Here is a 14969-nt window from a genome sequence, read left to right on the forward strand (position 1 = left end):
GCCTCCTGCCTCCTGCCTTCTTCAAGATTTCCTGATGTCCTAATCTCATTGGCTACAGCTATAGTTCAGTTTGTGGAAGAGTGAGTATATAACTTCATAGTGAAGTTATCCATGTCCATCGTCCCCACAAGATTTTGGGTTTGTTGTAGCTGAAATTGGTGTGAGTGTAGAACTTGTTGAATTTTCTGCTGTGCTAATTCTACTTCTGCTTTTGTTTTCAAACGAGACCATATAGGATTAGCACTATCTAACCAGAGAATACGAGGATATTTGCTATCTTCAGCATTTAAGGCTTTTTCTAAATCAGTCGCTAGATTCTGAGGATGTTGCGCTAACAGCATCACCGGATTGCTGGGAGGTATGTAGTATGCTAATCGCATCACATGACCCCAAGCTTTAGAATTCATCGCAATCAGGGTTGGTTGATTGGCTGACTGTGATGCTACTTCTGCAACTGCATGAAAAACTGAGCGTTGTCGCAGGCTAAAATCACTGACACCAATAGTGAGATACAACAACAAGAAACCAGAAGCTACAAGTGTACGCCATGGCCAAGCAATTACTCGTTCTAGCCACAAAGTGAATAGTAATAGGCATCCAGGGAGAATCATAATCATGGTTCTGCCCCAGCCAAAACCCAAGGTATATTTTTGAGTGGCGATGTCTACTGCTAAAGCTAGTAATAGTGGGAAAATTCCTAATATTAAGGCTATGCCTAAGTTTTTTTGCTCACGCCGTCGCCAGAGGTGAAGACTACAGACGACGATGAACCCGATGATCAACCCACCAGCGATCGCCACACTAACTACTGGTATACTTGTTACCCAGTCTCCTAAAAGTAAGTTACTACCCAAGACTTGAGTTATACCTTGCAAATGGGCTAGTAATGCCGCACCAAATCCTTTACTGGAGCCAAAACGATTCAAGTCAGCATTGCGGAATTGTTTGAGCGCCCCCCAGAGTATCCAAGGCAGGGTAATTATCACTCCAGCCGCTAACGGCCAGATGTATCGCCACCAATGTCTGTGAGCTAGATAAAGAACTAAAGCAAATAAAGTGATTACCCAATATCCATACAAATAAAAGGTCAGTAAACCAGCTGCAACTGAGCCAATTAACAGGATGTTCCAGAACCATTGACTCCGACGGGTGGAGAGATTTGGAGTTTGTTGCTGCTCAATCAGATGTAGCAGTGCGGTTGCGCTTAGTGTTGTCCACAACGGCAAAGGTGCATACATCCGCACATTTAAAGAATGAAATAAATAAAAGGGATTAATTCCCACTAAAGCTGCTAAAAATAACCCACCACGATGTCCTATGACAACTTTACCCAAACTGTAAGAACTGAAAATAGCTGCAATGCTAAATAGTACATTCAGACTCCGCATCGCCGCTTCACTGTTGGCGAACAGACGCAGCCAAAAATGTTGACTCAAGAAAAATATGGGTGGGTGGGGTTCTCCTGCCAGCAAACTTAAAAGTAAATTTTTAAAAGTTAAAATCAGCTCACGCAGACTTGATTCAATCGGTAAACTCAGTAAAGGTGTATATTCTGCTAAAACTACTGGTGTATCACCTGGTGTTTGGTATGCAGCTCTTTGTCCAGTAGACAGCAACAAAGATAAAACTTCGTCGTACCAAAGTTCTCGGCTGCCTAAATTGACGATTCTTAATACTATAGCGATCGCGATCGCCACTAAGGCTAGTTTTTCTACTGACACCAACTTCTTCAGGTCAGTGACTGGTAAACCAGGGTTCATCAATATATCTGCTGGTATTGGTTTGTCCTTATGCTATCAGTGATATCCCTAATATATTATGATGTTTGTGTTAAATATGTCCTGAAAAATATTAAGCATTAAAAAATTTAGTTTCGTAGGCGAGACTTACGAAAGTGTCATCAACTTCTCATTGTGACAATCAATAGTCCCTAGTCCATAGTTAAAAGTCATAACTAATAACCATTAACCATCCGCACTCTTTTTTTATTTGTGTCAGTTGTGTAAACCCTAGTAGTTAATCTCTCTATAAAAAATATAGTTTGGTATTATTCTGTCTGCAAAATTGCAGCTTCTTAAATTAATATAATTTTTACCTTTTTTGACTGTGGTTAACGGTATATGCAATGGCTATTGGTCATTAGAAATATCTAATCTAATACCTAAAACTCACATCTATAGGAATCCGCATTGATTTCTGGCAATAGGCAAATAATTTCCAGAATCAAATCGGATTCCTATATTGCTAGAGATACAATTGATGACTGTAGTTTGTATAATTTAGAATATCACCCATCACAATTAAGTGATGATCTCAAAACATGAAAGTTGTATGATATTTCAGTTCAATTAGGAAAAAATTGATATTTTGAGAGTTGTTAGAGCAAATTTTGTAGTTGGTTGTTATTAATTTACTGTGAAGCATAAAACTATTGATGCTATTCTTGGTCGTGCTATGTTAGGGTGCGATTTATCTCCCAGTGAGGGAATGCTGCTGCTCACACAAACTGATTCAGAGGCGATCGCAGCCATTCGCGCCACATCTGACAAACTCCGTCAACAGCAAGCCGGAGAGACAGTTACTTACGTAATTAACCGTAATATCAACTTTACTAACATTTGTGAGCAGCATTGTAGTTTTTGTGCATTCCGTCGAGATGATGGAGACACTGGTGCTTACTGGTTAGACTGGGGGCAAATCCTCGAAAAATCCCAAGATGCAGTGCAGCGTGGTGCCACAGAAATCTGTATGCAGGGAGGATTAAACCCGCAAGCACAAATTAACGGTAAATCCTTGCCTTACTACCTCAAGCTAGTAGAAACAATCAAACAGGAATTTCCCCAAATTCATCTCCACGCCTTTTCTCCCCAAGAAGTAGAATTTATTGCCAGAATTGACGGATTGGAATACGCAAAGGTGATTGCGGCTTTACAGGATGCTGGTGTAAATTCTATGCCAGGAACAGCAGCCGAGGTTTTAAATGATCAAGTGCGGCGTGTCCTTTGTCCAGAGAAGATTAATACAGCTACTTGGTTAGAAATTGTGAGTACAGCCCATAAACTGGGTTTACCTACTACCAGCACCATGCTATCGGGACATATTGAAACCCCAGCACAACAAATTGAACATTTAGAACAATTGCGATCGCTCCAACAAACTGCCATTCAACAGGGATACCCAGCCCGCATTACAGAATTCATTCTCTTACCTTTTGTGGGGCAAGAAGCGCCGAAATCCTTGCGCCGTCGTGTCGGACGTGATCAACCAATATTAGCAGATGCCCTACTTCTAGGGGCAGTAGCGCGGATTTACCTGGGTAATTGTATTGCTAACCATCAACCAAGTTGGGTAAAACTGGGACTGGGTGGAGCAATAGCAGCCTTGCAATGGGGTTGCAACGATATTGGCGGCACATTAATGGAAGAACATATTACCACAATGGCCGGTGCTGTTGGTGGTACTTGTATGGATGTTGCCACCTTACAAAATGCGATCGCTTCCATAGGTAGACCGTTTCAACAACGGGATACTCTATATCACAAGATACAGGACTTACGCAACGAGACTCTGCGCTGTGGGAGGATGTAGGGAACTTCGGGGCAGGGGGTGGATTTCTGGTATCTGAATCAACCGAGAAACGCCACAGTACATTACACTGACTATTGCAGAAAGTCATGCTTGTTACTCAACAGTAATGCAGAATGAAAAACCGTCTAGCAGTCGGCAGTTGTGTCGCCCCAGAAGATGGCGATGGGGAGTGTTTGTTTTACTGCTGGTGCTGAGTGCGATCGCAGTCTGGCTGTTTTACCCACGCCCCCAGCCAATCGTCACCCAAGCAAGCAATTACGCTATTCATCAACGCCAAAGTTTTAATCAACCACAGTTTTATCCCCTCAGCCAAACTGTCAACCCCAATCTTTACCAACCCATAGATCAATGGGTAGGCAGATTAATCCTCCCAACGCCAGCACAAATCCCAGGGGGGGAAGATTGGGTATGGATGGAAGTACAACACGCACCTACAGAGTTACAGCGATTAGTTGGTAAAGTTGTCCGCTTGGAATGGCAAGACAAGCCACAGTTAAAGTCTTATGTCCAGGCTGTACAGCAAGATATCAACTTTACCCAAGACACAAAAAATAGCCAAGCTACAGGTATTATCCATCCAGCGCGGTTGGATGGTCGTCTTCAGGTGGGGCCTTTGCAATCCCTGGCTGGTGCTAGACCAGATGATAATGTGATTGTTACCTTAAACGATGGACAATTAGTAGAAGCAAACCCAGAACAACCACACCTGCAAATTGCCCATGAACCTGTTCTAGCCACTGGTAGATTTTACGGCTTAGTCAAAATCTTGCATCCAGAACCAAAAGTTTGTCAGGGAAGTTCTCCTTGTCCCAGTGACTTCTTCCGTGTGCGTCATTATAATCGGGTGTCTCGCCAATTCGATAGTGTGGCAGAAACTATCCGTATTCCTCAACAAGTATTGGACACGCGCAATATACCACCATCCACCCCCAAACAAATCGAAACCTCCCCAGCCGGGAAAGCTGGCTGGTATATCTATGGGGCTAAAGATACCCAAGGAATGTTTGTGGTGCAGGGATTAGTCCCGCGATCGCTTGTGCAACTCCAGCCAGATCAGATAGTTGCAGGGCAAGCAGCCGGATTAACTTATATTAAAAATCAGAATTGGCAGATTGCACCTCCAGATCAAGGCACAATTCAGACTGTTGTGCTTGATCCCACTGCCACCTCAGCAAATTGGCAAGCAGGCGATCGCGCCATCCTCTTACACAACTTCGGCGGCATTGGTGGTAAAAAAGCCGAAGGGTTTCCAGCATTTACAATCACCGGACACTTTGCCTTTGGCGTGGCGCAAGTTGTGCGCGAACCCATTACTCAAGAATTGCAATTTGCCATTGAATATCAACAAATTTACGCTAACAACTCTGACGGGATCATTGCTGGCACACATACCTGGGCTGACTACATGGGTAACTTGCAATGGGGATGGGCCGCAACCCGTCCTGTTTCCGATGTGCTGATCAAGTTTGCCCCTGTGACACAAGACTATGATTTTGCCGGGATCAAGCTTTCTCCCTTAACAGAATTTCAGCAACAGTTGCAAGTGATGATGGCGCGATATCGCACAGGTGATGGTACAGGTAGCGCCACCGTTTCCCCTGCTACTTCTTGTGTGCAGGATGCTAGTCAAGCCCTGTATACTGCCATTCAAGTCATGACTCAGCAAGTCGCCACCACCCCAGCAATTCAGCAATGGCTAAACAATCACCCAAATGATCCCCAAACCTTACGCTTTCAGGAATTAGTCAGCCTTGGTAAAGCCTTAGAGAGACAATTAACTCCTTTGGGGATCGTTCGTGCCGACTGGCAAAGTCATGCAGATTATTTAATGGGGACAGGTAAACAACAAGGCTTTCGCGATCGCAGTATTTGGGCTGCCTTCACCAGTTGGCGCACTATGGTACCTAGACAGGCACACGACGAACTAGCCGCCCTATTCTTCAGACATGGTGCAAAATTGTGGTTTCTCAGAACTAATCAAATTGGTGGCTGGAATCCAGATATTGCTCCCCTTGCGCCCACCTTGGGATTCGGGCATTTGACGATTCCGGGAACCAACATTGCACCTATCACCATTTTGCTGAATCGGTTACTTGCATCTCTCGTCTTACCCCGCACCCAAGACTGGCTAGTTATGGGGGGAACACTGTTGATTTATAGTGCGATCGCCTTGACTTTAGGCTTCCAGTCTGGCTTTTTGCGTTGGAGTCTTACCTCTCATCAAAGAATGCCGCAATTAGCGATCGCATTACAATCAGCTATTTCCCCTGCTATCACCGAAGAATTAGTATTTCGCGTCTTACCCCTACCTCATCCCATAGAAGTCATCAACTGGTACCAATGGGGATTGTGGGCAGCATTGATATTATTTCTGTTTATTATTTATCATCCCCTCAATGCCAAAACCTTTTTCCGGGCTGGATTTCCGACATTTTTACAACCAATTTTTCTGACTTTAGCAGGAATTCTAGGACTGTGCTGCACAGTAGCTTATGCACTCACAGGTTGTTTTTGGGTAATCGTCCTCATCCACTGGATTGTCGTGGTAGTTTGGCTTTTGGGTTTGGGGGGACAGCAACATCTGCTCGTTAATCAAACAAGGTGTAGAGAATAGGGGATAAGAAGAAGCAAGAGAGAGATTTTTCCCCAGTCCCCACTCCCCACTCCCCACTCCCCACTCCCCAGTCCCCACTCCCTATTTTCAAAAGCTACCTCTTTCGTAGGATGAAATCATCGAATAATTGGAAATTTTTGCTTTGAGATTTTCTTGTGTCTGTTTGATATTTTCAGACAGAAAAAGGGTATTTTACTTTGGAGAGAAGACAAGCTTCCTTAAGGTTTTGATGCAACAACTGACATCACTAGATTAGTTTGTGCTTATCAAAGGATCATCTGTAACTTATTAAATAATATTATGGTCTATTTATGTAGCGTATATGACAATTTAATTGATACTCCATAGCCTACAATCAATTGTCCGTAGGTGTTAAAACCTAGGGAATATAGCTGAAGCCTCACAAAAACTGCACCTTTACCAGTAAAAGTGCTGCTTCAACCACTGGGTACTTTAAGAACCGGAGATTTAAATTCATGATATGAAATTGCTATCTTCAATATCAGCAATCAATAAGTTAAAGAAATACCATTTTTACTTTTTCTTTGTTATTTTGTATTTAACGGGACAGTTCTAAAATATCTAGTCAGTTTAAATATCAATTAGTCCCACCCTTTACCACTCTTTTTCTAAGATTTAACTTAAATTTGTGCTGATCTTAATTTATTTGCACAGAACATAATATCTAGAAACAGATTGTATGGTAAGTTGCACAACTGCAAAATATTTCTTTACACAGGAAGCATTAGCTTATGAGTGTGCTTAAGAGCAAAAACCAAAATATTGTCATGTCTGCTTTTATCAAACCTCTAGATATTGCCCAAAAAGCAGGTAGTCAGCAAAAATTAGATTTACTACAACCCTTACGCCAATGGCTTGACGCGGTAGAAATCCACAATCGTAAATTAGCTTACTTTATTGCCAAATTGATCCCAGCCCAGTGTCCTTTTGAGCGCGACATTATGCTATTCGGTCGCAAAATAGCTCATATTCCTCCTATGTGCAAGCTCAATCCGCTATATGATCAATTTGTTGGCTTGCGTTTTCGCGCTTTATGTTATTTAGTAGATCAATGTGGAGAAGACATCCAGTCTTACTGCTAAATAAACATAGAGACAACGGTCAATGGAAATAAAAATTGAGCATCAACCAAGTCAAGAATTACTACACCAATTGGGTGTATTTAAGTGGGGAATTTGGCAAAAAGAAGTCTCTGTATTTCCCTGGACTTATGATACTCAAGAAACTTGTTATTTTTTAGAAGGTGATGTAATTGTTACGCCTGATGGCGCTCAACCAGTACAAATGGGTAAAGGAGATTTAGTAACTTTTCCCTCTGGAATGTCTTGTACTTGGGAAATTAGAAGTGACGTAAAAAAACATTATTCTTTTGATTAGCTCAGATTCAAGCATTTACATAATAGGGAATAGGGAATAGGTAGTAGGGAAAGATTAATAGTTAATGACTATTCCCAGTCAGATATTCGGATATTCTATATTGGGGTTCCTGAGATTTGCAAACGCGATCGCCATACCCGCAGAAAAGTCGGGGCGTAGCATCGTCGCAATTATATAGCAGTTCAACATGGGTAATTCTGCAATGTTTCAGAATTACCCTAAATTGTTAGCCATGTAGCAGAGAAGAATTATTGCCTAAACTCTAGATGTTGGCTTCAAAAATAGCCAAGCGACAAAGAACGTAGCAGCTGTAAATAGTTGCGTTAAATCCAATGCAGATAAATAACCATCAGCAAAAGATGCAATACTGCGATCGGTAATGCCAAATACCCAAGAAGAAAGGCCGAACAGCCAAATGCCATTCTTGAGATTGCCTAGGAATTCCTTGGAGTCTGACTGTTGCTGTTCTTTCATACTCTTGTTCTCCCTTGGTAAAGGATTGGGGATTGGGGATGGATGTGAGACTTCCAAAATAGAATTTATACTTATATTAATAAATATTTCATTGACTTGACAGCACTATCAAAAGGTACATATCCCTATCTTGACATTCCTACTTTAGTTCTGCCGCCTTTGATAGACTGTAATGCTGTAAGTAGCTCAGTGTTAAAAATTATCGCTATGGCAAGGCAGGAGGCAGGAGGCAGGAGGCAGGAGGGAAGAGGGTTTGAGCCTAGTTTATTTTTCTTAACATAGTTGTGTTTTTTCCCACCAACTTACTTAATTGATTACCTTCTGATTCTGGATTAGTGGCGTTGATTTACTGAAACTATAAATAGTTATACAAATCTTTACTTACACAATGCTAATTTACTCCTTAAGATAGATGCTTTTACGTAATCTATAATCAAGACCTAGTTATATCTAGGGTGCGTCAGTGTGAGTAATTTCTTGGTATGCCAAGGGTTTCTCTGACTGACGCACCCTACTAACAATCAATTTGGGATAATTTATTTTTTGGTATTCCCTAAATCTGTACAAAATCAAGCTGGAGATACTCGACATTCCTAAGAAAAATTAAGTTAAATAAAAAGGTGGTAAAAAAAAGACAGATAAGTTAATGGCTGCAACCCAGTTAAATCAACTGCCTAACACAACACAGTTACAAAACAATGAGCCGCCAGAGTTAGGGCTGGTTTGCATTACATTTGATAAACAAGTGCGTTTTCGGACAATGACACGCACACGATACTTACAACTTTCTCCGAGTCAACGTGAAAGTGCTTTACGGGAGATTTATCAGCACAACTTGCAGCGATCGCATGACGCTTTATCCTTTTGCGAAGCAAACAACATCAGACTGTATCGAATGTCTTCCGGTTTGTTTCCTCTCAGTGATATGGAAGACGAAATCGGGGCTAATATCTTAGAAAGCATGAGGGCTGATTTGGGTAAAATCGGTCAAAGAGCGCAAGCTTTGAACATCAGAATGGTACTGCACCCTGATCAATACGTAGTTCTGAGTTCCGATTCTCCCGAAATTGTACAAACAAGCATCAAGATTTTAGCCAGACACGCCCTTAACCTAGATTTACTCGGTTTACCTCGTTCAACGTGGTCATTAATGAATATTCACGGTGGTAAATCTCAACGCAGCGAACAACTCATCAAAGTCATCTCAGAATTACCACCAGCCATTAAAAACCGATTAACCCTAGAAAACGACGAATACGCCTACAGTGCTAGCGAAATTTTAGCAGTCTGCCAACAAGCTCAAATCCCTATGGTATTTGATGCTCATCATCACATTTGCCATGAAAAATTAGACAGCTACGATCATCCGAGTGTAGCAGCCATGTTGGAGGCAGCCAGAGGCACTTGGACAAATCCAGATTGGCAATTGGTACATATTTCCAACGGTGAAGAAGCCTTCCTAGACAGAAAACATAGTAATCTAATTACTGCTATGCCCAACATTTACCACCAAGCACCCTGGATAGAAGTAGAAGCCAAACACAAAGAAGCTGCGATCGCACATTTGCGCTCATGGTGGCTTATGGGACAATAGTTTCACTCAAACAAACACTTTGCGCCTCAGCACCTGTGCGTGAGAAAATCATCAGACTATGGCGATCGCAATTGATTTTGGTACCAGTAACACAGTAATTGCCCGTTGGAACCCAGTCACCCAACAACCAGAAACTATCAATCTCCCTAGCTTATCTGTTCAACAAAGCCTCAACCCACCATTAATTCCCAGCTTGGTGTATGTTGAAGATGCTAACCAGAGTAAAGTTATTGTAGGTCAACAAGTACGCGATCGCGGTTTTGATCTCAAGAGTGATAGCCGATTTTTCCGTAGCTTCAAACGGGGGATTGGGGCAGATATTCAAGGCTTTCTCCCAGAACTAGATGGGCAGATGATCACCTTTGAGCAAGTCGGGCAATGGTTTCTCACTCAAATTATTACCCAACTAGCACCCCAAGAAGGTGGCTTAGATTCCCTAGTTTTAACCGTACCCGTAGATAGTTTTGAAGCTTACCGCCATTGGTTAGGTACAGTTTGTCAAACCCTTCCTGTGGAACAGGTGCGGATGTTAGACGAACCCACAGCCGCCGCCTTGGGTTATGGTTTAGCTGATCAAGAAATTCTCTTAGTCGTTGACTTTGGTGGGGGGACATTAGATTTATCCCTGGTACAGTTGAATAAAAGCACCCAAGCCAACACTAAACCTGTAGGCTTTCTCTTGAAATGGGGTAACAAATCTCTAGCAGAAGACTCCAAACAAAAAGTCAAAACAGCCCGTGTACTGGCGAAAGCTGGGCAGAATTTAGGCGGCACAGATATCGATAATTGGTTAGTAGATTATTTTGCCAAAACTCAAGGATTGGCGGTTAGTCCTTTGACAACTCGACTGGCGGAGAAAGTGAAAATTCAGCTATCCACTCAAACCCAAGCCAGTGAAGTGTATTTTGATGATGAGTCTTTTGAAAGCTATGAATTAGAACTGAACCGCGACACCTTAGAAACTATCCTCAAAGAACACGCATTTTTTGAGCGATTAGATGAGTCCATGACTAATCTTTTACAGCAAGCACGCCGCCAAGGTATTGAAATTACAGATATTAATGCTGTGTTGTTAGTGGGTGGGACTGTGCAGTTACCTGCTGTGCAAACATGGATAAGGCAGTATTTTGAGGCGGAAAAAATTCGTTATGAACGTCCTTTTGAAGCGATCGCCCAAGGTGCATTGCAACTATCCCAAGGTGTAGAAATTAAGGATTTTCTTTATCATAGTTACGGTGTGCGTTACTGGGATCGTCGTAATCAGCGTCATAGTTGGCATCCGATTATTAAAGACGGGCAAGCATATCCTATGAGTCAGCCTGTGGAATTAGTCTTGGGTGCTTCCTTGGAAAATCAACCGAGTATTGAGTTGATTATTGGGGAATTAGGGGCGGAAACAGGTGGTACAGAGGTGTATTTTGATGGCGATCGCTTAATTACTCGCCGCCTAGATAGTGGTGTCACCAGCGTTAAACCTTTAAATGATCAAGAAGGCGCTAGAACCATCGCCCAACTCACACCCCCAGGCTTTCCGGGAAGCGATCGGATTAAAATTCAGTTTCAAGTTGATGAACAACGGTTTTTAAGAATCTCTGTTGAGGATTTATTTACTAATGAAACGCTGTTAGAAAATCAACTCGTCGCTCAGTTGAGTTAAGGGGTGATTTATTCAGTTAGTAGGGTGTCTTAGAGGTTGTTTGAAAAGGGGTTAACTGCGATTTTAGAGACTTATTGATCCCCCCTACCCCCCTTAAAAAGGGGGGAAAACTGAATCAAAGTCCCCCTTTTTAAGGGGGATTTAGGGGGATCTAAAAGTATTGGAGACACCATTAGGGACTTTTCAAATATCCTCTAAATTGCCGATAAATTTGTCGGCGAGTTCTTCTACGTTTCAATCCCTAATAGGGATTAAGTGAAATTGCAATTTCCGTGTGGGTTCCCGTGGAAGGAACTATCACCTTAGTTTCAATCCCTAATAGGGATTAAGTGAAATTGCAATGCAAACATCGTATGGTGGACATCGGGATTTACGCTCAGTTTCAATCCCTAATAGGGATTAAGTGAAATTGCAATAACATTATATACTACTAAAGTTCAGTACAGTATGAGTTTCAATCCCTAATAGGGATTAAGTGAAATTGCAATTACCACCTTTCGTCAAGCCATCCATAATTTAAAGTTTCAATCCCTAATAGGGATTAAGTGAAATTGCAATCTTCTTACTTCGTTTCAACTGCTGGCAATATCTCGTTTCAATCCCTAATAGGGATTAAGTGAAATTGCAATCCTATACTCGTCTGAGATAAAACTAGCCATTAATTAAGTTTCAATCCCTAATAGGGATTAAGTGAAATTGCAATCATTAACTTTGGGGTCAATTCGGTATTTTTCATCGTTTCAATCCCTAATAGGGATTAAGTGAAATTGCAATAATCAGCATCTCAGCCCTCATCTGTCCACTACTGGTTTCAATCCCTAATAGGGATTAAGTGAAATTGCAATTATTTACTGCTGTTGCTCAAGCTGCCCGTGTTTACGTTTCAATCCCTAATAGGGATTAAGTGAAATTGCAATTACCGCATACTACATCTGCATGAGTGCCTCTACAAGTTTCAATCCCTAATAGGGATTAAGTGAAATTGCAATTTTACCTGATGCTGATTTGTTTGCTTCCCTAATAGGAATTGTTTCAATCCCTAATAGGGATTAAGTGAAATTGCAATGCCATTTACGCAGCTAGGCAGAGTTTGTACAGCAAGTTTCAATCCCTAATAGGGATTAAGTGAAATTGCAATGCCAAAGGTAAAGTAATGGTGTCTGCCATTGAGTTTCAATCCCTAATAGGGATTAAGTGAAATTGCAATGAAAAAATCAAATTCCAGTCAAGTACCTTTCGTTACGTTTCAATCCCTAATAGGGATTAAGTGAAATTGCAATTGAAAAAGAGGGGAAAGGAGTGGACGATTTTATTGTTTCAATCCCTAATAGGGATTAAGTGAAATTGCAATACCCAACCTAAGCAATTATCTCTGTTTTAGCCGTTTCAATCCCTAATAGGGATTAAGTGAAATTGCAATAAGGGTGAGCAGTTATGCGATCGCTCAAGGGTACAAAAATGTTTCAATCCCTAATAGGGATTAAGTGAAATTGCAATCGAACCCAAAAACACGACGCAAGGCAGGCCAGACCCCAGGTTTCAATCCCTAATAGGGATTAAGTGAAATTGCAATAAGCGATCGCCTGAGTGCGATCGCTCTAAATTAGTTTCAATCCCTAATAGGGATTAAGTGAAATTGCAATTAGCCCATAAAACGGGCATATTGAGCAATTTTATTGTTTCAATCCCTAATAGGGATTAAGTGAAATTGCAATGGAGTGTCAAAGTTGTGTAAAAGTTCAAGCTCTCGTTTCAATCCCTAATAGGGATTAAGTGAAATTGCAATGTGAGGGAATTATTGGTAATGACAATGATTTTTTGTTTCAATCCCTAATAGGGATTAAGTGAAATTGCAATTAGGGATTAGCTAGGGGTGACAACCATAGAAGTGATGTTTCAATCCCTAATAGGGATTAAGTGAAATTGCAATTGAAACCCCCGATGGGGTTGGTACTGCTGGAGGGAAAAGTGTTTCAATCCCTAATAGGGATTAAGTGAAATTGCAATAAAATCGGAACTGTCAGAAATTGTAATAGATTCTAGTTTCAATCCCTAATAGGGATTAAGTGAAATTGCAATAATACTAATAATATTATTAAGACTAGAAAAAATATTGCTGTTTCAATCCCTAATAGGGATTAAGTGAAATTGCAATTTGGGGTTTTTCCCTGTCAACGGTTGAAAAATTTCGTTTCAATCCCTAATAGGGATTAAGTGAAATTGCAATGTGTAATTCTCACGGGGTTAACAAAGGTACTAAAGTTTCAATCCCTAATAGGGATTAAGTGAAATTGCAATGTTATCTTTTGCGGTCAAATTGTTAGCTAAAAATCTTGTTTCAATCCCTAATAGGGATTAAGTGAAATTGCAATTTTACTGATGCAATAGGGCGATCGCTACCCACACCTAGTTTCAATCCCTAATAGGGATTAAGTGAAATTGCAATGATCATCATCCTAATCAGATCATGGCTAAATCCCGTGTTTCAATCCCTAATAGGGATTAAGTGAAATTGCAATCTGAAACACCTTCTGGCTATACTTTCACACTACCCATACAAGTTTCAATCCCTAATAGGGATTAAGTGAAATTGCAATCGCGATCGCCTGAAAGCTAATCTGTATTTGATTTTCAAGGTTCAGTTTCGCGGATGGGTAGATTATAACATGGTGACACATCAGTTGATTTAACAAAAATAACTAAAACCCCTGCTGTGTAAGGTGCGCGGATAGCTTTAATTTAATTTAACTGCAAAAGCTTGTGTGAGAAGGAATACAGCCGTTTCTCCTCAAGAGCGATTTTCTACACCTACCCATCCGCGCATTCCATATACCGAGTTTTAGTTAGGCTAGGAGTGGGAAGATGAAGAAGATGAGGGAGAATTGCTACTTTCCAATCCCCAGTCCCCAGTCCCCAGTTCCTTTTCAAATATCATGAGATGTTGCTGCGGTAAAAGGTTCTTAGTTTCTTTCCACACTAAACCAACAGCTTGCATTTCCTGACGGACTTGCTTTTGCGTCATTTTGTGCAACCGCTTAATCATAATGAAGGGATTTTCACCCCGGTATTCCACCAGCACCACTCTACCACCGGGTTTTAACGCTTTCACAATTCCTTGCATCACTTCTTGGGGATACTCAAACTCATGGTAAGCATCCACCATCAATGCTAAATCTACACTTTGAGGTGGTAAGTTGGGATTAGTGAGTGTAGCTAACACAGGCTCAACGTTAGTGATATGCTTTTCTTGCTGGAAAAACTCAATAATATCTAACATTTCTGGCTGAATATCTACCGCTAACACCTTGCCCACTGTCAGTATAGATGCAATGGGAAAGCTTAAGTAACCTGTACCAGCGCCAATATCGGCGACTACACTATCAGGCTTTAAATCCAGTGCGTTAATAATTTTACTCGGTTGTTCCTCAACTTCGCGGCTAGGTCGTTCTAGCCAACCTGCGCCTGTGTGTCCCATAACTTTGGCGATTTCTCGCCCCATGTAATACTTACCTATACCATCAGGGCTGTGAATGGCTCGCTGTTCATAAACCGCAGTAGTTGCAGGGCTAGCTGCTACAACATCGACATCTAGCAGCCAACACCCTAACATCATCCCCATCATCACTAGCAAACGCAAAACTTGA

General features: G+C 41.5%; 9 protein-coding genes and 1 CRISPR repeat array. Of the genes, 6 read left to right on the plus strand and 3 right to left on the minus strand.

Annotated features, from left to right (window positions below; translation table 11 throughout):
- Positions 1-65: 65 nt before the first annotated feature.
- On the minus strand, positions 66-1760 hold the full coding sequence (locus NOS7524_RS04150) for a glycosyltransferase family 39 protein (protein ID WP_015137218.1): 1695 nt from the start codon (positions 1758-1760) through the stop codon (positions 66-68).
- A 655-nt stretch (positions 1761-2415) separates the two neighbouring features.
- Here NOS7524_RS04150 and cofH point away from each other — a divergent pair.
- The 4 genes from cofH to NOS7524_RS04170 all read left to right on the plus strand — a co-directional run bounded on the left by cofH (position 2416) and on the right by NOS7524_RS04170 (position 7600).
- Positions 2416-3588 carry a 7,8-didemethyl-8-hydroxy-5-deazariboflavin synthase subunit CofH gene (cofH, locus tag NOS7524_RS04155; RefSeq protein ID WP_015137219.1) on the plus strand — a complete coding sequence of 391 codons (1173 nt, stop codon included), beginning with the start codon at positions 2416-2418 and terminating at the stop codon, positions 3586-3588.
- Between the two features lie 106 nt (positions 3589-3694).
- Positions 3695-6202 (plus strand): CPBP family glutamic-type intramembrane protease, encoded by a 2508-nt coding sequence (locus NOS7524_RS04160; RefSeq protein ID WP_015137220.1) that lies wholly within the window; start codon positions 3695-3697, stop codon positions 6200-6202.
- Positions 6203-6954: 752 nt separating this feature from the next.
- Positions 6955-7305: a Mo-dependent nitrogenase C-terminal domain-containing protein gene (locus tag NOS7524_RS04165; RefSeq protein ID WP_015137221.1), complete on the plus strand. Its 351-nt coding sequence runs from the start codon at positions 6955-6957 to the stop codon at positions 7303-7305.
- Positions 7306-7327: 22 nt separating this feature from the next.
- Positions 7328-7600: a cupin domain-containing protein gene (locus tag NOS7524_RS04170; protein ID WP_015137222.1), complete on the plus strand. Its 273-nt coding sequence runs from the start codon at positions 7328-7330 to the stop codon at positions 7598-7600.
- Between the two features lie 255 nt (positions 7601-7855).
- Here the strand turns inward: NOS7524_RS04170 and NOS7524_RS04175 are convergent, their stop codons facing one another.
- Positions 7856-8074: a hypothetical protein gene (locus tag NOS7524_RS04175; RefSeq protein ID WP_015137223.1), complete on the minus strand. Its 219-nt coding sequence runs from the start codon at positions 8072-8074 to the stop codon at positions 7856-7858.
- A gap of 646 nt (positions 8075-8720) precedes the next feature.
- On the opposite strand from NOS7524_RS04175, the gene uvsE reads away from it, so the two are divergent.
- Together uvsE and NOS7524_RS04185 are read left to right on the plus strand one after the other, a co-directional pair.
- Positions 8721-9668 carry a UV DNA damage repair endonuclease UvsE gene (uvsE, locus tag NOS7524_RS04180; RefSeq protein ID WP_015137224.1) on the plus strand — a complete coding sequence of 316 codons (948 nt, stop codon included), beginning with the start codon at positions 8721-8723 and terminating at the stop codon, positions 9666-9668.
- 58 nt (positions 9669-9726) lie between these two features.
- Positions 9727-11325, plus strand: a complete 1599-nt coding sequence (locus NOS7524_RS04185) for an Hsp70 family protein (protein ID WP_015137225.1) — start codon at positions 9727-9729, stop codon at positions 11323-11325.
- 231 nt (positions 11326-11556) lie between these two features.
- Positions 11557-13922: direct repeats of the CRISPR family, unit length 37 nt; unit sequence GTTTCAATCCCTAATAGGGATTAAGTGAAATTGCAAT.
- 251 nt (positions 13923-14173) lie between these two features.
- Here NOS7524_RS04185 and NOS7524_RS04190 read toward each other — a convergent pair.
- The gene (locus NOS7524_RS04190; RefSeq protein ID WP_235622434.1) at positions 14174-14938 is read right to left on the minus strand and encodes a class I SAM-dependent methyltransferase; all 765 of its coding nucleotides are present in this window, start codon (positions 14936-14938) and stop codon (positions 14174-14176) included.
- Positions 14939-14969: the final 31 nt, after the last annotated feature.

Origin of the sequence: Nostoc sp. PCC 7524 (assembly GCF_000316645.1) — a bacterium.
Lineage (GTDB): Bacteria > Cyanobacteriota > Cyanobacteriia > Cyanobacteriales > Nostocaceae > Trichormus.

Coding starts and splice junctions, on each gene's coding strand:
- NOS7524_RS04150 (WP_015137218.1), bottom strand. CDS start 1,760: ATGAACCCTGGTTTACCAGTCACTGACCTGAAGAAGTTGGTGTCAGTA.
- NOS7524_RS04160 (WP_015137220.1), top strand. CDS start 3,695: ATGCAGAATGAAAAACCGTCTAGCAGTCGGCAGTTGTGTCGCCCCAGA.
- NOS7524_RS04165 (WP_015137221.1), top strand. CDS start 6,955: ATGAGTGTGCTTAAGAGCAAAAACCAAAATATTGTCATGTCTGCTTTT.
- NOS7524_RS04170 (WP_015137222.1), top strand. CDS start 7,328: ATGGAAATAAAAATTGAGCATCAACCAAGTCAAGAATTACTACACCAA.
- NOS7524_RS04175 (WP_015137223.1), bottom strand. CDS start 8,074: ATGAAAGAACAGCAACAGTCAGACTCCAAGGAATTCCTAGGCAATCTC.
- uvsE (WP_015137224.1), top strand. CDS start 8,721: ATGGCTGCAACCCAGTTAAATCAACTGCCTAACACAACACAGTTACAA.
- NOS7524_RS04185 (WP_015137225.1), top strand. CDS start 9,727: ATGGCGATCGCAATTGATTTTGGTACCAGTAACACAGTAATTGCCCGT.
- NOS7524_RS04190 (WP_235622434.1), bottom strand. CDS start 14,938: ATGATGTTAGGGTGTTGGCTGCTAGATGTCGATGTTGTAGCAGCTAGC.